A 23,849-nucleotide genomic window follows, 5' to 3' on the forward strand; every position below is an offset into this window, starting at 1 on the left:
AGGGAGATTTCATGAATAAAAAAAGAGAGCGCCGCTGCGCTCTCTCTAGTTCGATCTATTCGTTTGTGTTAAGGCGATCTTCAAGCTCAGCTTTTTCTTTTTCGAATCCTGGTTTACCAAGAAGTGCGAACATGTTCGTTTTGTACGCCTCTACTCCTGGCTGATCGAACGGATTCACGCCAAGTAGGTAACCGGAAACGGCACATGCTTTTTCAAAGAAGTAAGCAAGATAACCAAAGTGGTAAGGCGTCATTTCAGGGATGTTCACGATTAAGTTCGGAACGTCACCATCTGTATGAGCAAGCATTGTACCTTCAAATGCTTTCTGGTTAACAAAGTCCATTGTTTCTCCAGCAAGGTAGTTCAGCTTATCAAGGTTTTTGTCGTCTTCTTCGATTGTGATCTCATGACGCGCTTTGCCAACGTTCAATACGGTTTCAAACAAGCTACGACGGCCGTCTTGAACGTATTGTCCCATTGAGTGAAGATCAGTTGAGAAGTCGACTGATGCTGGATAAAGACCTTTGTTGTCTTTTCCTTCACTTTCGCCAAAGAGCTGCTTCCACCACTCAGAGAAATAGTGTAGAGATGGCTCATAGTTCACAAGAAGCTCAATATTTTTGCCTTTGTTGTAAAGAGCATTTCGAACCGCTGCATACTGATAAGCCTGGTTAGATTCGATGTCAGATGTATTCAGGTCATCTTGCGCGTCCTGAGCACCTTTCATCATTTCTTCGATTGAGATTCCGCTTGCTGCGATTGGAAGAAGTCCAACAGCCGTAAGAACAGAATAACGTCCACCTACATCATCAGGAATGACGAAGCTTTCGTATCCTTCTTCGTCAGCAAGTGTTTTAAGTGCACCTTTTGACTTGTCTGTTGTTGCATAGATGCGACGACGAGCTTCTTCTACGCCGTATTTCTCTTCAAGGAACTTACGGAAAATACGGAACGCGATCGCAGGTTCTGTTGTTGTACCAGATTTTGAAATAACGTTAACGGAAACGTCTTTTCCTTCAAGTACGCTGAAGAGATCCTTCACGTAAGTTGAGCTAATGTTGTTTCCTACGAAGAAAACTTGTGGTGTTTTGCGCTCTTCTTTTGTTAGCACGTTATAGAAAGAATGGTTCAGCATTTCAATCGCTGCACGAGCGCCTAAATAAGAACCACCGATCCCAACAACAAGAAGTACGTCAGAATCTGATTTGATTTTCTCAGCTGATTTCTGAATGCGTGAGAATTCTTCTTTATCATAATCATGCGGAAGCGTTAGCCAGCCAAGAAAATCGCTGCCAGCCCCTGTTCCATTATGTAGCGCTTCGTGTGCAGCCTTCACTGCATCCGCCATGTATGTTACTTCATGTTCGCCAACAAACGACAATGCTTTTGAATAATCAAAACTTACTTTCGAAGTCATAGTTAGCCTCCAATTATCATTTTTTGTTCAGTACCCACATTTTACTTTAGCCCAAGACCTAATCGAAATCAAGAACGCCGATCCATGTAAGCGATTACCTGAGAAGATTTCTTTCTAATCTCTTTTGACCTTGTTCACTTATTCACTTCAGTATACAAATTTCTCCGCTCGATTTTTGACATATTCGATTGAAACCAGAGTTTCAATCGCCTTTAAGCGGAGCTTAAAGGTCGTTGTGTTCGGCAGCCCAGGTGAGCAAATTGATTTGCTCTAACCTGGGCTGCCGAACACAGCGTAAATGGGTCAAAAATCACACAAAATTAAACACCATAAAAAAAGAACCGCTCCAATCGGAACGGTTCTTATCGTTTATAGAGAAGCTTTCAAAATCGCCATCACGTCGTCGCGCTCAAGAGACTTGAAATTACCGAACGCGCCATTAGCCATCGCACGGTCAGCAATCAAATCAAGCTGGCTATCGTCGATGTCGTAATCAGCAAGACGGTTTGGTGCACCAAGGCTGCTCCAGAACGCGCTTAGCTTATCGATCCCTTCAAGCGCGATATCGCGGTCAGATTTGCCTTCTTCGCTTACGCCAAGAACTTTGACAGCAAGACGCTTGAATTTATCAACGTTCACGTCAAGGTTGTGTTTCATCAAGTTAGGGAAGAGAATCGCCAAACCACCAGCGTGTGGAATATCATACACAGCTGATACCGCGTGCTCGATGTTGTGAGAAGCCCAGTCACCGCGAACACCCATCTGTAGTGATTGGTTTAGCGCTACTGTACCACTCAACATAATTGTTGCACGGTGATTATAGTTCTGCATATCTTCAATCAATTTTGGAGCTGTGTTCATCACTGTTTCAAGTACAGAGAACTGCATGTTTTCTTGAAGCTCTGTATTTGATTCAGGGTGAAGGTATTGCTCAAGTACGTGAGACATCATGTCCACCATGCCGTAAACTGTATGGTTTTTTGGCACTGTGTACGTGTTCTCAGGATCTAGAATAGAGAATTTCGGGTGTACAAGTGGATGTCCCCAACCGTATTTCTCTTGCGTTTCCCAGTTAGTGATAACAGAACCTGGATTCATTTCTGAACCAGTTGCTGCTAGCGTTAGAACTGTACCGAATGGAAGAGCTGCTTCAGGGAATGCTTTCTTCGTTACGAAGTCCCAAACGTCTCCATCATATTTAGCTCCAGCAGAAATCGCTTTTGTGCAGTCAATCACACTACCGCCACCTACTGCTAGGATGAAATCAATATTATTTTCTTTACAAATGTCGACACCTTTATGAACAGTTGTTAAGCGTGGGTTTGGTTCAACGCCGCTAAGTTCAAATACTTCAGCACCGATTTCGTTTAATGTGTTCATTACGCTATCGTAAACACCATTTTTCTTGATGCTTCCTCCGCCATAAACAACGAGGACTTTTTTTCCGTATTGTGGAACTTCCGTTTTGAGCGCTTCAAGCTGCCCTTTACCGAAGATCAACTTTGTTGGATTTTGGAATGTGAAATTATTCATTGTTATGTCCTCCTTTATTTCAAATCAAGTTTATCCCAGCCTTAAGGCGCAGTAAACACTCACCTATAGCCTTTAGTAAAACCAGAGGTTAAGGTGAGAATAAACTGCCCCTAAAGGTCCGATTCGTTCAACTAACCGTCAGACGACGGAAGTTTCACTTTATTATGCCTCATCCCATTTTAAAAATAAAGCAATCTGCTTAAAGGAAGTAAGGGGAGATGAAATGTATAATATTGCGGAGTTTTTCTCATCTTATAAATGAATCATTATGTTTTCTAATAAAAGGAGGGTGTCTTTTGAGCACACTACAACGAGTCGCACTTGGGTTGGTTATCATTGGAGCGATCAATTGGGGACTCATTGGATTTTTCCAATTTGACCTTGTAGCAGCGATTTTCGGTGGACAAAATGCTGCACTAGCACGCATTGTCTATGGTCTTGTTGGGCTGAGTGGACTTTATTGCCTAACGCTACTATTCAAACCTACTGAAGAGCTTTCACATGACCCAGATCGTGCGACAACATAAATCAAAAAAAGAAGGCAGCCGATTGGCTGCCTTCTTTCGTCATTACTTACTTCTTAAGGCGCTTGTTCAATTGAGCTTGACGGTCGTTAGATTCTTTCAACCAGTCTTTAAGCTTATCTTCAAGCGTGTTGAAGCCTTGTGGAGAAGAAGTTTGTTGTGGTTTCTTGTTTCCACCGCTCGGTGCTGCCGGGCGAGGCTTTCTTTCCGGACGCTCAGGTTTAGGCTGAGTAGCACGGATTGAAAGAGAGATTTTACCGGAACCTTCTTCAATGTTAAGGATTTTAACCTTAACTTCGTCTCCTACAGTAAGTTGATCTTCGATATTTTTTACGTAGCCGTGAGAAATTTCAGAAATGTGAACTAGACCTTGCTTTTGGTCGTCAATTGCAACGAAAGCACCAAAAGGCTTAATACCAGTTACCTTCCCTTCTACGATATCACCGACGTTATATTGCTCTGCCATGAAAACACTCCTAACAAATTTTTTCAACTTAACTAGTATAACATAGATGTCGAATCTAGACAAAACATCATACTGGCCTTTTTTAAGAATCATACCCTTCCAGTGAAGGAATAGCAAGACATGTGAATATTATAAAGCATTTGTTTTCAAATTAAAATAATCAGATACCTAAGTGATCATGTCAATGATCGCAACGCTTCTAGCAGGTGGTAAATAAATACATGAATATTTGATATTGACTGAATTCTTTCCGCTCGCTATAGTGTTAAAATGCCAATCAATTGGACTTACTATATTGTATGAGGTGACAAGAATGAAATCAAATGATCAATGGTCGTCAAGATTCGGATTTATTCTGGCTTCAGCTGGATCAGCAATCGGGCTTGGTGCACTGTGGAAATTTCCATATATGGCAGGTACAAACGGTGGAGCAGCGTTTTTCCTTGTGTTTCTTCTTTTCACTGTTTTAGTCGGAGCACCGATGCTACTTGCTGAATTTGTCGTTGGTCGACATTCCCAACAAAACGCCGTTGCTTCTTATGAGTCGATTTCTGGTAGTACAAAATGGAAATGGCTCGGATATCTCGGCGTAACGGCATCCTTCATTATCTTATCCTTCTATAGTGTTATTGGTGGATGGGTGATAACGTACTTAACGAGAAGCTTCTCAGGATCTCTTACCGGACTTCCAAATAGCCGCTATGAAGAACTGTTCGGAGAAATTATCGGCAGTCCTTCAACAGCACTCCTGACGCAAGCATTATTCCTAGCGATAACCGTAGCGATCGTGCAATTTGGGGTTCAAAAAGGAATCGAAACAGCAAGCCGTTATATGATGCCAGCCCTTTTTATTCTTTTTCTAGTGCTTGTTGTTCGTTCTCTCTCTCTTGACGGTGCAATGGAGGGCGTTTCTTTCTTCCTGAAACCTGATTTCTCGATGCTATCAGCTGAAGGCGTTCTAGACGCGCTTGGTCAATCGTTCTTCGCCCTCAGTGTCGGTATATCCTTAATGGTGACGTACAGCTCTTACCTTGATAAAAAAGCTGACCTCACCGGTTCCGTTGTTTCAGTCGTTAGTCTAAACGTATTAATCTCATTTCTTGCTGGACTTGCAATCTTCCCTGCTGTCTTCGCATTTGGCTTTGAACCAACAGAAGGACCTGGACTTATTTTCACCGTTCTTCCTGCAGTGTTTAACCAAATGGCGTTTGGCGGATTGTTTTTTACCGTCTTTCTAGCGCTTTTGCTCTTTGCAACGTTAACTTCTGCTTTTTCTTTGATGGAGATTATCGTTTCTACGGTAACACGCGGTGAAGGAAAGCGTAAAAAAGCATCCTGGATCGCAGGATTATGCGTTTTCTTACTTGGAATTCCATCCGCTTTGTCATTCGGTGTTCTTGGAGACATTTCCGTATTTGGCAGAAGCATTTTTGATACGATGGACTTTCTAGCAAGTAACTTATTAATGCCGATCGGGGCTCTCTTGATTTCTGTCTTTGTTTCTCGAAAAATGAAGCGAGAGATCCTGGCGGATGAAGTGATGATGTCTTCCAAATTAGGACGCGTGATCTTCCCCATCTGGTACGGACTCATACGTTATTTTGTCCCAGCAGCCATTACGATCGTACTTATTACATCGTTACTTTCATATTAATTTTAAAAAAGAGGTATATTCTTCATATGATCTGGGAATAACAGAAGTAGTAAGCTATCTATATTCCCCCTTTTGAAAGACGAGGCCAACGCCTCGTCTCTTTTTTTGTCTTCGAACGATCTTCTCTCATACGTCAACTAGGATAAACTTCACCTAAGTAAGCCAAACTTTAAATAGCAAATGTAGGAGAGGAGATGAAGAGTGTGTTCGAAACCAGGAAAGAAAAAATACAGCTCGACAAAGTGACATTGTCTTATGAGTATTACAAACACCCGAACAAAAAAGCTCAAACACTGGTCTTCATCCATGGGTTCCTTTCCTCTTCTTATAGTTTCCGCAAACTTTTTCCTCTTCTTCATGATCATTACAGTTTATTGAGCTTTGATTTACCGGGATTTGGTGAGAGTGAAAAGAACTGTGACATCCATTACTCCCTACATGAGTATGCCGCTCTCACCAACCGCCTTTTAGAAAAAATGCAAATTTCTAAAGTGGTTTTGATTGGTCATTCGATGGGCGGTCAGATCGCGCTTCGTACTTGTATCCAACACCCGGAGCGCGTTGAGAAACTGATTCTTTTATGTAGCTCAAGCTATATTAAATCATCATCGCTAGGACTGAGAGTTTGTTCTTATCTTCCTTTTTTTCCGTACTGCCTCAGCTTATCAATGAACGCCATCAATTTAAGAAAAAACTTCGAACATCTTGTCTATGATCGGAAGCTTCTTACTCAACAAGTGATTGACGGCTATACGACAAGTTTTAATGAAAAAGGCTTTTTCTTGGCACTAAGTCGACTGATCAGGGATCGGGAAGAAGATTTAGCTTCAACAACGCTAAACAAAATCAACTTTCCAATATTACTAATTTGGGGAAGTGATGACCGTCTTGTTCCACTTCGGGTCGGAGAGCGGATGAAAAAAGACCTGCCGGACGCAGATCTCCTTGTTTTCTCTCATACTGGCCATTTAATACCGGAAGAAAGACCTCTCGAAACATCGAAGGCAATTCAACATTTCCTTCATGAAAAATAACGGCGCCTCGAGGCGCCGTTATTTATTTGGAACCAATTGTGGTTCTTCTTTTAATAAGATGCTTAAGAACCCAGAAGTTACGAGAAAGGCAGCTGGTATAATATAAAAGATCGACAAAAATATGATTCCGCCTGCTGCTGAAACAAGCAGACTGAAGCCTCCTATAATCGGTCTTGTTTTCACAAAATAACAGCCCAATACGGCAAATGCGGGAAAAATAAATGCAGTTAGAAATGAAATATCTTTGACTTGAATTAGAGGTATCACATTAAACCTTGAGAGCACTGCTGCGATAATGCCAAGAACACATCCTGCAACGGCCAGTTTAAACATGCGTTTTTGTTTCATTTTATTCCCTCTCTCATTTTAAACCTTACTCTTCTTAACAATCTATTCGAGTTAAAAGCGCTTCATCCTTCTATTATTCTATACTTTCCACTAATCGTTTCGATTTTAACATGAAATTTCAGTCTTAAGGCGGAGTAAACTTCAATCGGAAGCAACTCCCACTGTCCTTCATCTTGATATACACTAGAGTTAACAGGCTGCCATTATCGTATCAGTGTTTCATGCTAGAAACTAGTATCAAATGAGACCAGTCTATCTCAACATTCCCTAAAAAGGAAAGTATTTCTTTAAGATTATCGTAGTATAAAGACTTATTCAGAAATATGGCAGGAAATAAACATACTGCTGTCAAATATGTTCACTCATAGGAGACAGAAGGAATTGGGGAGATTACATGAAACGAATTCAAACAGGACGATTCCTTGTAGCAACTTTCTTTGTTAGTCTGGGAATTTTTCTTCTTCTTATAAATCTCGGCATTATTTCCATGGAAATGACGGAAGCAATTGTCTTTTTTTATCCGTTTTTGTTGCTTCTGCTCGGAGGAAAATATCTTTTGGAAGCATTGATGCCTTCCATGAAACGAAAGAAATGGACAACTGGCACTCTCTTATTCATCATTGGCCTACTTCTCGTTCTTGATCGTTTTGAAGTGATTCATTTTACCCTTTCGAGCATTTGGAAATTGTGGCCGCTCATTTTTGTGTTGATCGGTTTTAAGATCCTTGGACAATTCCGTAAAGTGCAAGGATTTAGTCTAGTTAGAGACCATTCCTACAACAAACCGAATTGGGAAGTTCGCTCGATGTATGACTGGAGCTTTGTATGCGACTACGACTTTGATTTTTCAACAACTTTCATCCCCGAAAAAGAAACGGTCATTCATCTCTCCGGTTTTGTTGGTGACATTAATGTGATTCTTCCAGAAGATCTTCCATTTCGGATCGATGGAAGTGCCAAGGTTTTATCCGCAACAATCGATAAACACAATCAGGATAATGTTGGAAGAGGACAGGCCATCACTTATGAAACGGATGATTTTAACGATGCTCTTCAGCGCATCGTATTTTACCTTGATTTTTCCGTGCTTGATTTACGAGTTGATCGGATTTAAAGGAAGGTGCAATCAATGTGAACAAATCCACTTTACGATGGAAGTTACTTAAGTCGATTCTTTTTACAGCTCTTTTTACAGGAATTCTTTATTTCCTCTTTGTCCAAATAGGGTTATTTCTTCATCCCGGGTTTGTATCGCTCTGGTTTAGCTTACTTTCTCCCCTCTTCGTCATGTTGCTAGTGATCGTATTGGGAAGTTACTTTAGCTACAAAGATACGCTCTCTATCCGAAACCGTCTTGAAGATATTTCCACGCAAATCATCACGTTATCGAGAGGAAGATTTACTGAAAAGATAAAACTTACGGAAGAGGATGAAATTGGACGGATTAGCTTCGAGTTAAATGAACTCACTGACAAACTACAGAAGCAGGTAACCTCGCTCCAAAATTTAGCTAATCAGAAAGCTGACTTAGCCGAAAAAGCGAGGGGGGCTGCCATTATTGAAGAACGTCAGCGCCTTGCTCGAGACCTTCACGATGCTGTTAGTCAACAGCTGTTTGCCTTAAATATGATGTCTTCTGCTTCTATTAAAATGATGGACCGCGACATCGAAACAGCCAAATCCCAAATGGTCGATGTGGCAGACCTCGCTAGTAAAGCACAAGTCGAAATGAGAGCGCTTCTCCTTCACCTTCGTCCGATTCATCTATCAGAAGATACTCTCTGTGTCGGCATCAGAAAGCTTGTGGATGAACTCGAAAAAAAATCTGGCGTCACTTTCCACCTTACACTTGATGAACTACCGGAACTTCCTGGTGGAATTGAAGAAAACTTATTCCGTATTGTTCAAGAAAGTCTCGGAAATGCTTTGCGCCACGCTGAAGCTTCTGTGATTCGAATTACTGTAAAACTTAAGAAAAAGCAATTTTCATTACATATCAAGGATAATGGAAAAGGGTTTGAAATGAATGAAAATAAAAAAGGCGCATACGGTCTCGATTCAATGCAAGAACGTAGTGATGAAATCGGTGGACAGTTTCGTGTCTCATCTCGTCCAGATGAAGGCACATTAGTCGAAGTGCGTGTGCCATTGGAGGGATAACCATGACAGATGAAATTAAAATGATGATCGTCGATGATCATGATATGGTACGTAAAGGGTTAAAAGCGTATCTTCTAACGGAGCCTGATTTCCAAATTATTGGCGAAGGTGCAAATGGCAAAGAAGCAGTATCGCTCGCAAATGAGCTTCATCCTGACGTGATTTTAATGGATCTCATTATGCCGGAAATGACGGGCATTGAAGCGACAAAAGAAATAATGGCCACTCTTCCAAATACAAAAATTATTATTATTACGAGCTTCTATGATGATGAACAAGTTTTTCCTGCCATTGAAGCAGGCGCTTTTAGCTACTTGCTTAAAACAGCCTCAGCGGATGAAATCATCGCTACGATTCGAAAAGCGATTCAAGATGAAAGCGTCATCGAGCAGAAAGTGGCGCAAAAAATGATGAATCAACTACGTTCGAAACCTAAAAAACCCCTACATGAAGAATTAACTAAAAGAGAAAAAGAAGTTCTTCTTTTAATTGGTGAAGGAAAAACGAATAGCCAAATTGCAGAAGAATTGTATATTGGATTAAAAACGGTTAAAACCCACGTTAGTAATATCCTTGGAAAACTCGGTGTAAATGATCGCACCCAGGCCGCTGTATACGCCATTCGAAACGGTATGGTTCGGTAAGCAAACCTGCTTGTTTTTGACACCTCTCTCAATCCCTAAGCATTTACTATAATGAGTAGCGATTTAAGGAGGAAACAAGCAATGGCAGACGATTATAAAAAATGGTCAGAACTTCCGTATGCTGGTGAACAAAAGCCCCCTCATAACCCAGAAGAACCATATGCGGGATCGTGGCCGGATTACTACCTTCGTAACCAACCACCAGGGCGTTTTGCTACCCTCAACGGAAGACCAATACGACTGGACATCCAACACCCTTCATCGATTGATTGGGATAAAGAACTAAAAAAGGTCAAGCGTGCCGAGAAGCACCTAACACCAAAAGAGGCGACGCTAGCGGAGTATTGGGGGACCGGGGTTGCAAGCAAGCAATGGACCCCTATTATCGACAAATTAATTGACACATATGGTGTGACAGCTCCACGCGCAGCAAGAATTCTAGCCGCTACTTCAGCAGGGATGAATGATGCATTTACAACAGCCTGGTATTTAAAGTACCGCTGGAATGTTGCAAGACCAAACCAGCTAGACCATGAGTTGAAGACGCTCCTATGTACACCGAGACATCCGACATACCCATCCGGCCACGCGACGATTAGCGGAGCAACAGCTGAGATTTTATCTTACTTCTTTCCTACCGAAAAGGAGCGATTAGTCGAGCTCGCCAAAGAGTGTGCTGACTCAAGATTGTACGCCGGTGTTCATTTCCCTGTTGATAATGAAGAGGGTCTTCGCCTTGGGAAGCAAATTGGTTCTATCGTAGCTTCAGAGCTAAAGAAAGAGGAGAATAGCCGTGGTCAATCGATTGACGTCCCATACCGAGAAAATCGCGACGCGAAATTAACCCCTCCACCATATAAACAGGTGATTGATTACGAATTTGATTCAACCTGTGATTCAAGTACAGAAAACCCATTTGCACATCAGCATGACACACAACCAAAACCTAAACTCTTTTTCTAATTGTTCAATTGACCATTTAAATCGAGTAAAGCTCGCAAAAAGAGCTTTACTCGATTTCTCTTTGTTCTTTCCGTACAAAATGAGATGGATTCGTTATAATAGATGGAAGATTAGCAGATGAAAGGACTTTACATATGAAACGCATATTTCTCTTGATCGCGTTGATCATTTCAGGATGTCAATCGCCTCAATCAGAGCCAGCTAGTATAACCGTTGCCGCAGCTGCAAGTTTAAGTGATGCGATGAACGAGCTTAATTCCCTTTATGAAAAAGAACATCCCAATACAAACATCACATTAAATCTTGCTTCTTCAGGAGTACTGGCCAACCAAATTAAACAGGGTGCTCCAATTGATGTATTTGTTTCTGCATCCGAATCTCATTTTAAGTCTGTGAAAAAGGAAGATTTACTAAACCCTGACTATCAGACTCCATTACTAAAGAATAAACTCGTACTTATTAAAAGCCGTTCATCTAACCTCGCAAATTTTGAACAATTAGCTTCCGGAAACGTGAAGCGAGTAGCGATTGGAATACCTGAAACTGTCCCTGCAGGAGCTTATGCGAAACAAGCACTAGAATTTGCGAACGTATGGGAGACTTTAAAAGAAGAGCTGATTTTTGGTAAGGATGTGCGTCAGGTATTAACATACGTTGAAACAGGCAATGCAGACGCAGGGATTGTGTATGAAACCGACTATCGTTCTTCTAAAAACGTAGACCTTGTAGAAGAAGTTCCTGAACAAGCGTATGCACCGATCATTTATCCAGCTGGCGTCGTCCGTGGTGCTAGTGAAGAAGCAACGAACTATTATACTTTCTTTCAAAGTAAAGAAGCAAAAGCGATTTTTGAATCATACGGTTTCCAAAGTGATGTGAGTGCCGATGACTGATTTCCTTGATCCTATTCTCATATCCTTGAAAATTTCGCTGGTGGCAAGCATCATCGTAACAGTGTTGGGTATTTCGGTAAGTCGTCTTATGGCTGGAAGAACGTTTCGTGGAAAAAGCATCATCGATACGATCATTATGCTACCACTCGTTCTTCCACCATCGGTCGTTGGGTTTATCTTACTCGTCCTTTTTGGCGCTTCAAGTCCGGTCGGTCAGTGGATTGAAACCATCTTTCAGCACCCGCTTATATTCACTTGGCAAGCCGGCGTAATCGCCGCAAGCGTCGTCGCGTTTCCTTTGATGTATCAATCTGCTAAAGTCGGTTTTGAAGCGGTGGATCTCGATATTGAAGACGCTGCTCGTGTAGATGGCGCAGGGAATTGGACCGTATTACGAATGATTTCTATTCCGCTCGCTTCTAATGCTCTTATTTCTGGCATCATCTTAAGTTTTGCCCGCGCTTTAGGAGAATTTGGGGCAACGTTAATGTTCGCGGGCAACCTTCCTGGAAAAACACAAACAATGCCAACAGCGATTTATGTGGCCATTGATTCAGGTCAAATGAACCTTGCCTGGTCATGGGTTTTGGTCACCATCTTTCTTTCAACCGTTATGCTTTTACTTTCTTATCGTGTAACCGTTAAAATGTAAAAACTCGCTCAGCTGAGCGAGTTTTTTATACCATATGAGAGGCTTCGTTTATACTACTAGCGCCAATCATTACTCTTCCGCTTCGGCATCCGTATCTCCTTGCGTCGAGTAGAATTCCTTCCTCAAGTAGATTTTTTCAATCAAGGCTTTCTCTCCACCATCTTCTGTACCATAGATTGTGACGTCTGAGAAACCTTCGATAAGGTAGAGCGTAACAGGCGTTTCAAATGGATTTGAACCTTTACGTAGCTCTTCTACCTCAAACCCCAAACTAGCAAGCAACAATCGATTATCTTCTAAGTATTGTAACCCTTCAGGAAAGTATGTCATTGAAATAGCGATATTATCCTTAAATAGTACTTCTCCGTTTTCAAACGTCATTTTCAGTGGGTCCTTTTCATCTACCTCAATGTTCTTAGGAAATTGAGAAACAAATTCTTCTCTGGATAAACCGAGCAAGGATTTTGCATCGACAATGAACTCAATCGAAGCAGGATCAAAGTCAATCTCTTCTTCAATCTGTGCTTCCTCTTCTTTTACCGCCTCAGGCGCTTCATCTTCATCTTTCTCCGCCTGTTCTGTCGTTTTATTGTCGGCAGTGCTCGATTCACCTGATGAAGAATCGACGAAAGCCGGAATGCCCCATACAACAATGTATAAAAGAAGCCAGAAACCAGCAAAAACTGCCGCTCTTTTCCTCGAAGATGTTACGAAGGGTTTGACTATGTTAGCGGCCATCAGCAAAAATGCGATAATTACCACTGCTTTCAAAAAATCCATGTTCCTTCACCTCACTATTAACTATAGAACCAATCGTTTCCCAAATACAATAGATTCTTCTTTAACTACAAAAACTTTTTCATGAGAATGAATTATTGGTAAAAAGAAGGAAAACCGTTCATTCTATCTAACTACAAAAGAGTAGTTATCATGAATAAGGAGGTTAATCATGAAAGCCGATCGCTACGTTAACTTAACCGTTAAAAACTATCAGTCTGTTCGCAACGCTATTCAAACGGGTGATCTACTCCTTTGTAGCGGATCTTATCCTGTTAGTAAAATCATTCAAAATGTATCCAATTCGAAATTCAGTCACGTCGCCCTCTTATTTCATTGGATGGACCGCTTAATGTTGCTTGAAAGTGTTGAAAGCTTTGGGGTCCGAATGGTTCCTCTCTCTCATTATTTTAATGATTATCGTAATTCTGGTCAGCCTTATAAAGGAAAACTGTATCTCATTCGCCATAACCAGGTAAAAGGCTTAGACGACATCAAACGAAATGCGATGTTAAGAAGAGGCGCCGATTTAACAGGGAAATTCTATGATATTGAAGAAATTCTTAAAATACTTGCTAGCGTCGTTATTGACGACCTGGAATCTATTCCAAATGATAAATACATTTGTTCCGAGTTTATCCAAGAATGCTACCAAAAAGCAGGGATCTCGTTCCCAGACGATGGTCGTGGATTCATTTATCCAGAGCATATTGCAAGTAATCCGGATGTGCGACCACTCTTCGAACTTGTCCCTTAAAACCCATTTTCATAAATCCCCTCGCATTTCTATGGTTTGTCCAGACAAAACCATTCGGGATAAATATACTATTATTATCCAACTGTAATGGAGGGAGCATCATGACATTAATTGTCATTGATCCAGGGCACGGCGGTTCAGATCCGGGTGCTACGTATAAAAACTTTCAAGAAAAAAATTTTAACCTAGCAATTTCTCGTATGGTGAGAGATCGTCTTGTTTCGAAGTACGAAGTTGATGTGGTATTAACGCGCGATAGGGATAAAACACTTTCACTAAAACAAAGAACTGATCTTTCAAATGCAATAAAGGCAGATTTCTTCCTAAGTATTCACAATAACGCATCTGGTGGAAGTGGATTTGAAACATTTATTTTTAATGGGACTGTCCCAAATGAGACGGTGCAACTTCAAACGAGCATTCACAATCGAATCGCTAAAGATATTTTAAAGAAATACAACATACTGGACCGTGGTAAGAAACGAGCAAATTTTCACGTGTTGCGTGAAACGAAGATGAACGCTTTACTTATTGAAGTTCTCTTTATTGATAATGAAAAAGACCTTAACCTTCTAACAAATCCTGCGTTTATCATGGATGTATCGACAGTTCTTGGGGACGCTACGGCTGAAACCTTGAAACTTCCATTAAAGGCCAAGCCGATTGAGGGTACATTGTATAAAGTGATTGCCGGATCCTTTAGTGATCGAGAAAATGCTGAAATCCATCTTGCTAAACTAATTCAAAACGGGTTTGGTGCATTTATTTCAACAACAGTCATTGACAAGAAAACATTTTATCGCGTTCAGACAGGCGCCTTCAGTGAAAAAGAAAATGCTGAAGCCTTAGTTGAAAAACTAACTAAAGCAGGATTTGACTCCTTTATTCTCATTGAAGGAGATGCGCCTCCATCTCCACCTCCTCCTGTGCCAGACAAAGGCTACAAAATCCAGGGAGATGGTGTATTAACAGCCAAACAAATGGATGCTTACGCAAGAAGCATTAATCCAGGTGCACCTGATTTAGCTGAACTGTATTTGTCACATAGTAAAAAGTACAACATTCGAGGCGATATCGCTTATGCGCAGGCGCTTCATGAAACAAACTTTTTCCGTTTTACAGGCGACGTGAAGCCTGAGCAAAATAACTTTGCTGGAATCGGTGCAACTGGGGGAGGAGCTCGTGGCGCAACTTTTCCTAATGCATCAACTGGCGTTCTCGCTCACATTCAACACCTTTTTGCTTATGCGTCGAAGTCACCACTTCCTGCTTTTGACCAAAAAGTGGATCCGCGCTTTGACCTCGTAACACGAGGCTCCGCAACAACGTGGCAAGCATTGAATGGAAAATGGGCTGTTCCGGGAACAACCTACGGTCAACTCATTCTCTCATTGTACAAAAAAATGGTGGAATCTGCTCTAAAAGCAGTTGAAAAAGAGCGTAACATTCTGAAGACTACAATCAAAAACCTGGAAATTTAATAACCAAAAGAAAGAGCGCTTCCTTTTCGGAACGCTCTTTTTATCTACTATTTTTATATGTCGAAAGAGCTGCCTGTACGTGAGGATGATAGGTTGTTTTTATGTAATCCGTACCTGATGACACCCACCTTAGTGCAGTCTCAGGCCTAACGCCAGTAATCATAATGTCCACCCCAAGCAGATTTAACGCACCGCAAAGCTTTGCAATCATCTCTGTAAAGTCGTCATTTAAATATGTAATAGATGATAAGTCCATAATAAGCGTATTGACCTTCATGTCCGCTACTTTTTGAAGTCCGATATCAAGTAGATAATGAAAGCCCACTTCTTCCACGACAGGTTGAATCGGTAACAGTCCAAGTTGATCCATGAGCGGAATAACGTTCACGGCCATATCTTCCATTCTTTCAATCAACTCTTCTTGCTTTTGATAAACGTGTGTCATATCTCGAAATTCCACCATTGCGCCATACATTTTGTTCGAATCCATTAACGCCTTCGTCTGGACGGTTAAATACATATTGAACTTCCCCCATTGGTAGGGCATAGCTTCAATAAAATATTCTTGTCCTGTTTGAACCGTTCGCTCCACATGACGCACTTCTTCTGGAGCCATGGGAAAGATATCGTACACACTTTCACCTAATATCTCGTTCCGATTCACTTTTAAAATCTTCTCCCCCACTTCATTCACCTGAATTACACGATAATCCAGATCAATCGCCAGAACGCCACATGATAAATGATTCATTATATGATCCTGCAATTTACTCAATTCATCACTCCTATTAATTTCTTCTCATGATTGATAAGGAGAGTGCATCAACCTATATCCTCTTTTGGCTCTTGTTCAGCTATGTGCCTACTCTTGCATCATTCATTCTAAATTATACTTTCTACATTTAAACGCATATCCCTGTTTCTTCAAATGAAACATTTTTTCATTTAAAGATAATGCTTGACGAGGAATTTCTTCAGAACTAAAAAACTGCCGAAATCGGCAGTTTTTTAGTCCCATGCAAAGCGCTGTTCTTTCCACGGATCTCCATACATATGATAACCATTTCGCTCCCAAAATCCCTGCTGGTTTTCCGAACGAAATTTAATGGCACGGATCCACTTTGCGCTTTTCCAAAAATACAGATGTGGAATAACTAGCCTAAATGGATATCCGTGTTCTGGGGTTAACACTTCTCCGTTATGTTTGTAGGCAAGTAAACTTGTTTCGGCAAGAAAGTCCTCAATCGGAAGGTTCGTTGTCCATCCTTCTTCTGCTTCGACCATAACAAATTTTGCTTCCTTTCGAATCCCTACATGCTCCGCAATAGTCCTTGTAGCAATCCCTTCCCACACATTATCAAATTTAGACCATCCTGTTACACAATGGATGTCATTTTTTTTTGATGCTTCGGGTAACGTAAGTAACTCCTGAAACGAAAACACAGTAGGACGATCCACTAGTCCTCCTATTCTTAAGTCCCAATTAGACAAATCTTTCTCATAATACGGAACGTTACCAACGTGAAGAACAGGCCATCCCGTCGTGACGCGCTGATTAGGCGGTGTGCGATCACTGTTCTGTTCCTTTTCTTTTCCAAAGTACATGCTGCACCTCTTTTCAACTTCTTTTCTATTAGTGTAACAGAATGTCTCCATTCACTTTTATAGAATGCACCATAATAGGGAGTATGATCGAAAAAAACACGAAGATCGCTCTCCGTGTTTTCTTACTTAAAATATCATCGCGGCTATCCAGCCAAATAGGATGAGTGGAATGTTGTAGTGTAAAAACGTTGGCACTACTGTGTCCCATATGTGATTATGTTGGCCGTCGGCGTTTAATCCTGACGTTGGTCCAAGTGTACTATCAGATGCAGGAGAACCAGCGTCACCGAGTGCGGCAGCTGTTCCTACAAGCGCAATCGTTGCCATCGGGCTAAACCCAAGTTCCATTGCGAGTGGAACGTAAATCGCTGCGATGATTGGAATCGTGGAGAACGATGACCCGATCCCCATTGTAATAAACAGTCCAACGATTAACATCAGAAGTGCAGCTAAGGCTTTATTGTCTCCAATTAATCCTGACGCCTGTGTCACAAGAGATTCAACTTCTCCCGTTTGTCTTAACACTTCAGCAAAACCATTCGCAGCAAGCATGACAAATCCGATAAACGCCATCATTTTCATTCCGTCAGTTAAAATGGCCTCTGACTCGGATAAGCGGATACTTCCTGTTACGTAAAGGACGATAATTCCTGATAGCGCGCCAAGGATCATGGACTCAGTTGGTATTTGAACGGCTAGTGTCACAAGAACAGCGATAGCCGCAAAGATGATCGACCTTTTTGAATAGGTATATGTTTCAGGTGAATCCTCCTGAGCAATGGAAAGCTGTTTATACGTTCTAGGCTTGCGGTACGAAACGAATACAGCAATTACGAGACCTACAACAAGGCCAGATATTGGCAAAAGCATCGCCGTTGGAATCGAAGAGAGTTCAATATCCATCCCGCTATCCGCCATATTTGACTGAAGGATTTCATGAAATATTTTCCCAAATCCAGCAGGCAAAAGAATATATGGTGCAGTTAAACCAAATGTTAGTACGGCTGCAACGGCCCGACGATCCAGTCCAAGTTCATTTAAGACTTGAAGAATGGGTGGAATCAGAATCGGGATGAAGGCAATGTGAACAGGAACAAGGTTTTGTGAGAAACAAGAAATCAAGAGAATGATAAAAAGAATAAGTACTTTTGCGAGCCCTTTCTTCCGATCGCCGCCCTGACGATTAACGAGTTTTAACGCACGTTCTACGATTAATTCAGGTAGTCCGGTGCGAGTAAGACCAACGGCAAAGCTTCCAAGTAATGCATAGCTCAATGCAACGGTAGCTCCGCCTCCAAGCCCAGAACTAAACGCTGTAATGGTATCATCAAGAGATAAACCTCCAAGTAGACCACCAGCGATTGCGCCGACAACAAGAGCGACGACAACATGTATACGAAATAGGCTAAGGCCTAGCATAATTAAAACAGCAAGAATAACGGCATTCATCGTGCAACAACCTTTCAACAAATCCTTTAGTTTGGTAAATCACTAATAAGTTAACACGAAAGAGTTTTTGTGTCAATGGAAGACGTTGCCGTTTGTAGCTGAACGCCAACTACAAATACAGTGTCATATGGTATAATAAACTGATCATTTACATATCAAAAGGCTTGTTTATCTCGCATTAAACAGTCCAATTCACACCTTAGTCAGCCTCTTTTTCACCATTCGTTCGATTTAACTTCTAATTCTTCGGGTACACCATTCATAGGAATCATGTAGAAAGGAAGATGTTGTCACTCATGGATATTTTGTTAAACTTTCCGCTCTGGGCAGCGCTATTCGGTGTTGTGTTTGCGCAGTTCTTAAAAGTACCGATCTACTTTATTGCTACAAAACAAATTAATTGGTCCTTATTTAATGCCACAGGTGGGATGCCAAGCTCTCACTCTGCTGCCACAACAGCGTTAGCGACTGGCGTTGGCCTTGAAACAGGGCTGGATTCACCTATTTTCGCCGTTGCTGCGATGTTCAGTATTATTGTCATGTTTGATTCCACAGGCGTTCGTAGGCAAACGGGGGAACAAGCGATTGTCTTAAACCAGCTTGTGATGAATTTTAATAGATTTGTATCTGAAGCCAAAAACTGGCAGCAAAAACAGGAGCGAGAAAAGATTGAAGAATTAAAAGAACTGCTTGGCCATAAGCCTATTGAAGTTCTTGTCGGTGGTTTACTTGGTATCATCTCAACTATAATTCTCTATTACATTTTTCAACTTGCTTAAAGAAGGAGGACTTTGATGCGCATTGTTTCGTTATGTCCTAGCAATACTGAATTGTGTGCCTATCTCGGCTTAACCGATCAGCTCGTTGGAGTTGATGACTTTTCGGACTGGCCCGAGCAAATCACTCGTCTACCACAGCTTGGTCCAGATCTTTCAATTGACTTAGAACGAGTGAAGGAGCTAGAGCCAGACCTCATCCTTGCTTCTCTAAGCGTACCTGGAATGGAAAAAAACATTGAAGGTCTCGACAAACTTGGACTTTCATACACCATCTTAAATCCCAATTCGCTTGAAGACATTTGCAACGATATCGTTACCCTCGGGGAACTTACGAATAAGGCGCGCAAAGCCGCTTCTCTTTCCAATCGTTTTAGAGATGTGATACAACAGTACAAAGAAATTAGTGAGCAGATCCCAGACAAACCAGAAATTTATTGGGAATGGTGGCCAAAACCGATTTTCACTCCAGGAAAAACAAACTGGCTAACTGAAATAAGCGAGCTAGCAGGTGCGAAGAACCTATTTCGAGATGTGGAACTCGCCTCCGTGCAAACAGACTGGGCAGACGTCATAGATCGTAAACCTGATCATATTTGTCTTGCATGGGTGGGTGTTCGTCAAAATAAAGTGAATCCAGCTCTCATAAAAAAACGATCAGACTGGGAGCAGCTTCAGGATCGGCCCATTCATGTCCTTGAAGAATGGTTATATTGTCGTCCATCTCCTCGTTTATTGACTGGGCTCGTGAAACTAGCTGCGATCCTTCATCCTGAACGCTATCCTGCTTTTGAAGGTGAAGACATGTTTCTAGAAAAATAGCACGATACAAAACGTCGGAGAAGCGCTTCTCCGACGTTTTGCTTTTTCCTATTCTTTTTCGCTCATTAACTCTTGTCTAAACACTTGCATCGATTCTTCTTCATTCAAGGTTTGGAGCATTTCTTCTGTTAACGTCCCCTCTCCTTTTTGAATGAGATAAACGTCCAGTTTTTTCTTTCCCCATTCCGTATAAACATCTTGAACGGTGTCGTAATACAGGTCGATACGATCCCCTATAATCTTACTTCCTGTATCTGCGACAACACCAAATCCGTATTCTGGAATAAATAGAACACTTCCAATTGGAAATACAGACGTATCAGCCGCAATCGTGGAATAAAGATCACGTTTCACTTTCACCCCTGAAAAGGTAATTCCATAAGCAGGATGATCAGGCGTTTTCCCCGTTGACTCTTCTCCCGCTGTATAACCAGTTGCCGTTACTGTGTGAACGGGATACTGCGACCAATCCTGGGACTTCGCAAGCGTCAAGCGATCCTCTTTACTGAATACGACCTGTTCAGGAAACAGCCATTTTGAGACATCATTAATCGAAAGACCAGATAATAATAAATAAGTTGATAGCAAAGCTGCTGCAAAAAGTCCGGTAAACGCGACACCTTTTGCGATCAGCAGAATGACTCGCACATCTTCCACTCCTCTCATGGTCTATTCATTTCCAGAGAAGTGAAAAGCTATTCATTCCGTTACTCGGATTCTATGACGCAAAAAAAGCTTCTGCCAACAAATGGCGAAGCTTTTAGAACATTTGATATCCTCTTACACGAAGCATTCGAATTGCAACACCTGCAAAGACTGCTCCAACAAGGCCAGCGGATAAAATAATCGCATCGGCACTTCCAAGAGAAAGAAGGTCAGTTCCTAACGCTTTAAAAGAAGAACCCGGTGACGAGAAATATTGAAAGAACGAAACGTTATCAATGATCATGATAACGATTACAGGATAAGCAACTGCCATGATCCAAGTTGAACGAAGGAGCATATTAAGCAGAAATCCAATCCCAAAGAAAAGAACAATAAACAACAGCATCGAAATAATCAGCTGTGGAATAGCCATTGTTTCACCCCCAAGTAATCATTGTTAGTTTACTGGATTGTCCCTTTTTAGTCAATGAACGGAGAGTGAACAAAGAAAAGCGGAAGCGGCCTGGTAGGTCCGACAATGAAAAGCGAAGACGAGCGTTTAGAAACGGAGATATTGGAACTCTTGAACTAGAACACGCTTTTTGTGTTCTGGTGAAAGAGTGAAATATCGGAGTTTCTGCGAGTCGTAGCTGGATCTTAAAAAGCGGAAGGCTTTCAATTGAACACTGAATCTAGACTTCCATGAGTGATATACCTTCTTATGTTGAACAAAAGAAAAGCTAAGCGCCTTTAAGCGCTTAGCTTGTTGGATTTTGTTTAGCTCCACTACCTCCACAATTATCACATGTTTCCGATCCACCAAGAAGCAGTTGAAAGTACCCCTTCCCCTGGCAATAAGGACAGTCTGTAGCTTTCGCCTTATTTTGTTGTCTTCTCACATCAACCACTCCTTTGTTGTAATTTTCTGATAATATATCAAGAATCGTTGAAAAAGAAAAACCTCAAATTTCTGCCTGACAGCCTGTGTAAGCGGATACATCTATTATTATCAGACTATTTCGTTAATTATCAAATCATTTCAGCTATTATGATAGAATCCAATTTTGCTCACTCTTGTTCACCTACGCTACTTAGGCGTATGATACATCAATTTATATGTGGTGTACTGAAACTGATTACCAGGATTCATTTCTGACATAAACTGATCCATTCCATTTAAGAAAGAGGGGATCATCGAAGAGGTTCGTGGATCTGCAAGAAGCTCTTCCTTTGTTAAAAAGGCACAAGTTGCAATTTCTGCCGTCTCCGATATTTCGGTCCCTCCTGTTCTTTTCATATGAAAAACAACTAAATTATCACTAATATCGTGATTAATCACACCGGAACGAATACCGGCAATGCCAATCGTTTCGGCTACAATACCTGTTTCTTCGTAAACTTCTCTTACAGCGGCTTCGTCCATCGTTTCTCCTGGATCAACAAACCCAGCCGGAAAGGACCACTTTCCTTTTAAGCCACCATATTTCTTCATCACAACAAGATACTTTCCTTCATACTCAACGATGCCTGCAGCGGCAAGCCACACTTTCCCTCGTTTACTCAAGACAACATCCCCCTAGGTATAAATAAAGTCGATCGCTCATAAGCTTTACCATAGCCCCTATTCGATTGAATAGATTAGAAAAACGTGGCTAGTCGTCCATTCCTTTAAGACGGCAGCCACCGTTTTTCTTCTAAAGAATGATTCATGCTATCGTTTTAAAAAACGACTTAATGATACGAAAAAAGGCAAAGACATCATGTCTTTGCCCTCTTTATCTGATGATCTTAAAATAACTTAAGCTTTCCTTTTTTCCAGACAAGCCCTGGTCCACCAAGCATGAACAGATAGCGATTATCAATCACTTTTTTCATAGCAGACGCTGTGCTTCCATAAAGTTTCTTGTTTCCAACTTTACCAATTGCTTCGCCTTTTCCAAGTGATGCCACTGTCCCTTTGATGTCCGGTGTAAAGCTTTCAAGCTCTTTACCACGTACAAGGTTTAATAAGTTCTTAGAAACAGCTCCAGCAGCTTGGATCGCAACTTGAGCCGTTGGAGGAAACGGACGATCAATTTCTTCATTAATCAGAAGCGCACAGTCTCCAACAACGAAAACATTATCGTAATCCGGTGTACGCTGATCTTTACGAACAGGCACGCGACCACGGTTTGTTTCGAAACCAGAATTAGCAACGATCGAATTTCCTTGAACGCCACCAGTCCAAACAACTGTAGCAGCTTTCACTTCTTCGTTCTCACCGAGGATGACACCGTCTTCAGTAACTTCTTTAATCATCGTACTCGTACGGAACTCTACTCCTTTTCGTTCAAGAAGGTTCATGCCGTATTCCACAAGTTCCTCGTCGAATCCTGGAAGAACAGTTGGAGAGGCTTCCACATTAATAATCTTAACGCGATCACGTGGGATATCGAACTCTTTACAAAGTTCAGGTACACGTTCGGCTAATTCACCGACAAACTCGATTCCAGTGAATCCAGCACCACCAACGATAATGGTTAGAAGATCATCACGACGATCTGACTCATTGTTGTAGCTCGCAAACTGATATTCAATATGCTCACGAATTTTACGAACAGAGTTTACGCTGCGAATACTGAAGGCGTTTTCTTTCAAGCCTTTAATACCAAACGTAGCTGGCTCAAAGCCTAGTGCTAACACAAGATAATCGTACTCAAGTTCACCATTTGAAAGGATAACGCGTTTTTCATCCGGCTTAACTTCTACAACCGTGTCTTTAATAAATTTAATTTTGTTCATATCAATAACGTCTTTAATCATAATACGCGTTTTGTCATGATGCATTGTACCTGCAGCTGGCTCATGAAGCCACGTCGTTTGGTAGTGATAGTCGTGCTTATTCACTAGCGTTACTTCCACTTCGTTTGATCCCATCTCTTTTTGAAGACGAGCTGCTGTCATAATTCCGCCGTACCCTGCACCTAGAATTGCTATTTTTGGCCTACTCACTTGAATCACATCCACCTTTTATCGGTATTTTTTTCGGACATATCGTTAATTTCCCTGCATAGTCCTATCGTGAAACGTCAATAAACGCTGATTATAAGGAATCTCTTGGTTCAAAATAAACAATCCTTCGTATAATCAAAAGAGATTGTTAAGTATTTCACGTTCCAGACCAAAAAAATGTTGATCCAGCACGCATTTTGTCATAAAATTTTCAAATCTGACGCTCCATTCTAATCATATTCTTTTTTATTTCCTTTT

General features: G+C 41.4%; 26 protein-coding genes. 13 read left to right on the forward strand and 13 right to left on the reverse strand.

Features of this window, described 5'->3' with window-relative positions:
- Positions 1-55 precede the first annotated feature (55 nt).
- Positions 56-1,417, reverse strand: coding sequence for a glucose-6-phosphate isomerase (locus tag ATG70_RS13460; protein ID WP_098444798.1), 1,362 nt, complete (start codon positions 1,415-1,417; stop codon positions 56-58).
- 369 nt (positions 1,418-1,786) lie between these two features.
- Positions 1,787-2,950 carry an iron-containing alcohol dehydrogenase gene (locus tag ATG70_RS13465; protein ID WP_098444799.1) on the reverse strand — a complete coding sequence of 388 codons (1,164 nt, stop codon included), beginning with the start codon at positions 2,948-2,950 and terminating at the stop codon, positions 1,787-1,789.
- A 296-nt stretch (positions 2,951-3,246) separates the two neighbouring features.
- Between ATG70_RS13465 and ATG70_RS13470 the strand changes: the two genes are divergently transcribed.
- The gene (locus ATG70_RS13470) at positions 3,247-3,477 is read left to right on the forward strand and encodes a DUF378 domain-containing protein (RefSeq protein WP_098444800.1); all 231 of its coding nucleotides are present in this window, start codon (positions 3,247-3,249) and stop codon (positions 3,475-3,477) included.
- Between the two features lie 46 nt (positions 3,478-3,523).
- Here ATG70_RS13470 and yugI read toward each other — a convergent pair whose 3' ends face one another.
- A complete protein-coding gene (yugI, locus tag ATG70_RS13475; protein WP_098444801.1) occupies positions 3,524-3,940 on the reverse strand; it encodes a S1 domain-containing post-transcriptional regulator GSP13 in 417 nt (138 codons plus the stop codon).
- A gap of 313 nt (positions 3,941-4,253) precedes the next feature.
- Here yugI and ATG70_RS13480 point away from each other — a divergent pair, with 313 nt between their 5' ends.
- Positions 4,254-5,594, forward strand: coding sequence for a sodium-dependent transporter (locus ATG70_RS13480; protein ID WP_098444802.1), 1,341 nt, complete (start codon positions 4,254-4,256; stop codon positions 5,592-5,594).
- Positions 5,595-5,797: 203 nt separating this feature from the next.
- A complete protein-coding gene (locus ATG70_RS13485; protein WP_179886273.1) occupies positions 5,798-6,628 on the forward strand; it encodes an alpha/beta fold hydrolase in 831 nt (276 codons plus the stop codon).
- Between the two features lie 18 nt (positions 6,629-6,646).
- Here the strand turns inward: ATG70_RS13485 and ATG70_RS13490 are convergent, their stop codons facing one another.
- The gene (locus ATG70_RS13490; protein WP_098444804.1) at positions 6,647-6,976 is read right to left on the reverse strand and encodes a hypothetical protein; all 330 of its coding nucleotides are present in this window, start codon (positions 6,974-6,976) and stop codon (positions 6,647-6,649) included.
- 394 nt (positions 6,977-7,370) lie between these two features.
- Here ATG70_RS13490 and ATG70_RS13495 point away from each other — a divergent pair, with 394 nt between their 5' ends.
- From ATG70_RS13495 to modB, 6 genes are all read left to right on the forward strand, one after another.
- A complete protein-coding gene (locus ATG70_RS13495; RefSeq protein WP_098444805.1) occupies positions 7,371-8,090 on the forward strand; it encodes a cell wall-active antibiotics response protein in 720 nt (239 codons plus the stop codon).
- A 17-nt stretch (positions 8,091-8,107) separates the two neighbouring features.
- Positions 8,108-9,136, forward strand: a complete 1,029-nt coding sequence (locus tag ATG70_RS13500) for a sensor histidine kinase (protein ID WP_257147696.1) — start codon at positions 8,108-8,110, stop codon at positions 9,134-9,136.
- A 2-nt stretch (positions 9,137-9,138) separates the two neighbouring features.
- The gene (locus ATG70_RS13505) at positions 9,139-9,780 is read left to right on the forward strand and encodes a response regulator (protein ID WP_098444807.1); all 642 of its coding nucleotides are present in this window, start codon (positions 9,139-9,141) and stop codon (positions 9,778-9,780) included.
- A gap of 81 nt (positions 9,781-9,861) precedes the next feature.
- On the forward strand, positions 9,862-10,743 hold the full coding sequence (locus tag ATG70_RS13510; RefSeq protein ID WP_179886274.1) for a vanadium-dependent haloperoxidase: 882 nt from the start codon (positions 9,862-9,864) through the stop codon (positions 10,741-10,743).
- A 134-nt stretch (positions 10,744-10,877) separates the two neighbouring features.
- Positions 10,878-11,636 carry a molybdate ABC transporter substrate-binding protein gene (gene modA / locus ATG70_RS13515; RefSeq protein WP_098444809.1) on the forward strand — a complete coding sequence of 253 codons (759 nt, stop codon included), beginning with the start codon at positions 10,878-10,880 and terminating at the stop codon, positions 11,634-11,636.
- Positions 11,629-12,288, forward strand: a complete 660-nt coding sequence (gene modB, locus ATG70_RS13520; RefSeq protein WP_098444810.1) for a molybdate ABC transporter permease subunit — start codon at positions 11,629-11,631, stop codon at positions 12,286-12,288. Before modA ends, modB begins: the two co-directional genes overlap by 8 nt.
- A 69-nt stretch (positions 12,289-12,357) precedes the next feature.
- Here modB and ATG70_RS13525 read toward each other — a convergent pair whose 3' ends face one another.
- Positions 12,358-13,068, reverse strand: a complete 711-nt coding sequence (locus tag ATG70_RS13525; RefSeq protein WP_098444811.1) for a hypothetical protein — start codon at positions 13,066-13,068, stop codon at positions 12,358-12,360.
- Positions 13,069-13,237: 169 nt separating this feature from the next.
- Here ATG70_RS13525 and ATG70_RS13530 point away from each other — a divergent pair, with 169 nt between their 5' ends.
- Positions 13,238-13,822, forward strand: a complete 585-nt coding sequence (locus ATG70_RS13530; protein ID WP_098444812.1) for a YiiX/YebB-like N1pC/P60 family cysteine hydrolase — start codon at positions 13,238-13,240, stop codon at positions 13,820-13,822.
- A gap of 101 nt (positions 13,823-13,923) precedes the next feature.
- Entirely contained in the window at positions 13,924-15,303 is a 1,380-nt protein-coding gene (locus tag ATG70_RS13535) for an N-acetylmuramoyl-L-alanine amidase (protein WP_098444813.1), read from the forward strand.
- Between the two features lie 40 nt (positions 15,304-15,343).
- On the opposite strand, the gene ATG70_RS13540 is transcribed toward ATG70_RS13535, so the two are convergent.
- From ATG70_RS13540 to ATG70_RS13550, 3 genes are all read right to left on the reverse strand, one after another.
- Positions 15,344-16,078 carry an STAS domain-containing protein gene (locus tag ATG70_RS13540; RefSeq protein ID WP_098444814.1) on the reverse strand — a complete coding sequence of 245 codons (735 nt, stop codon included), beginning with the start codon at positions 16,076-16,078 and terminating at the stop codon, positions 15,344-15,346.
- 233 nt (positions 16,079-16,311) lie between these two features.
- Positions 16,312-16,908: a sulfite oxidase-like oxidoreductase gene (locus ATG70_RS13545; RefSeq protein WP_098444815.1), complete on the reverse strand. Its 597-nt coding sequence runs from the start codon at positions 16,906-16,908 to the stop codon at positions 16,312-16,314.
- Between the two features lie 126 nt (positions 16,909-17,034).
- Positions 17,035-18,357 carry a Na+/H+ antiporter family protein gene (locus ATG70_RS13550; protein ID WP_098444816.1) on the reverse strand — a complete coding sequence of 441 codons (1,323 nt, stop codon included), beginning with the start codon at positions 18,355-18,357 and terminating at the stop codon, positions 17,035-17,037.
- A gap of 296 nt (positions 18,358-18,653) precedes the next feature.
- Here ATG70_RS13550 and ATG70_RS13555 point away from each other — a divergent pair, with 296 nt between their 5' ends.
- Positions 18,654-19,136: a divergent PAP2 family protein gene (locus ATG70_RS13555; RefSeq protein ID WP_098444817.1), complete on the forward strand. Its 483-nt coding sequence runs from the start codon at positions 18,654-18,656 to the stop codon at positions 19,134-19,136.
- Positions 19,137-19,151: 15 nt separating this feature from the next.
- Positions 19,152-19,955 (forward strand): cobalamin-binding protein, encoded by an 804-nt coding sequence (locus ATG70_RS13560; RefSeq protein ID WP_098444818.1) that lies wholly within the window; start codon positions 19,152-19,154, stop codon positions 19,953-19,955.
- A 48-nt stretch (positions 19,956-20,003) separates the two neighbouring features.
- Here the strand turns inward: ATG70_RS13560 and ATG70_RS13565 are convergent, their stop codons facing one another.
- The 5 genes from ATG70_RS13565 to ATG70_RS13580 form a co-directional block, all read right to left on the reverse strand.
- The gene (locus ATG70_RS13565) at positions 20,004-20,594 is read right to left on the reverse strand and encodes a 3D domain-containing protein (protein ID WP_257147780.1); all 591 of its coding nucleotides are present in this window, start codon (positions 20,592-20,594) and stop codon (positions 20,004-20,006) included.
- Positions 20,595-20,715: 121 nt separating this feature from the next.
- Positions 20,716-21,033, reverse strand: coding sequence for a YuiB family protein (locus ATG70_RS13570; RefSeq protein WP_098444820.1), 318 nt, complete (start codon positions 21,031-21,033; stop codon positions 20,716-20,718).
- A 325-nt stretch (positions 21,034-21,358) separates the two neighbouring features.
- Positions 21,359-21,499 carry a YuiA family protein gene (locus tag ATG70_RS22540; protein WP_160920744.1) on the reverse strand — a complete coding sequence of 47 codons (141 nt, stop codon included), beginning with the start codon at positions 21,497-21,499 and terminating at the stop codon, positions 21,359-21,361.
- Between the two features lie 188 nt (positions 21,500-21,687).
- Positions 21,688-22,164, reverse strand: a complete 477-nt coding sequence (locus ATG70_RS13575; protein ID WP_179886275.1) for an NUDIX domain-containing protein — start codon at positions 22,162-22,164, stop codon at positions 21,688-21,690.
- A gap of 224 nt (positions 22,165-22,388) precedes the next feature.
- Positions 22,389-23,591, reverse strand: a complete 1,203-nt coding sequence (locus ATG70_RS13580) for an NAD(P)/FAD-dependent oxidoreductase (protein WP_098444821.1) — start codon at positions 23,589-23,591, stop codon at positions 22,389-22,391.
- Positions 23,592-23,849: the final 258 nt, after the last annotated feature.

The organism is Bacillus sp. es.036 (genome assembly GCF_002563635.1).
GTDB lineage: Bacteria > Bacillota > Bacilli > Bacillales > Guptibacillaceae > Guptibacillus.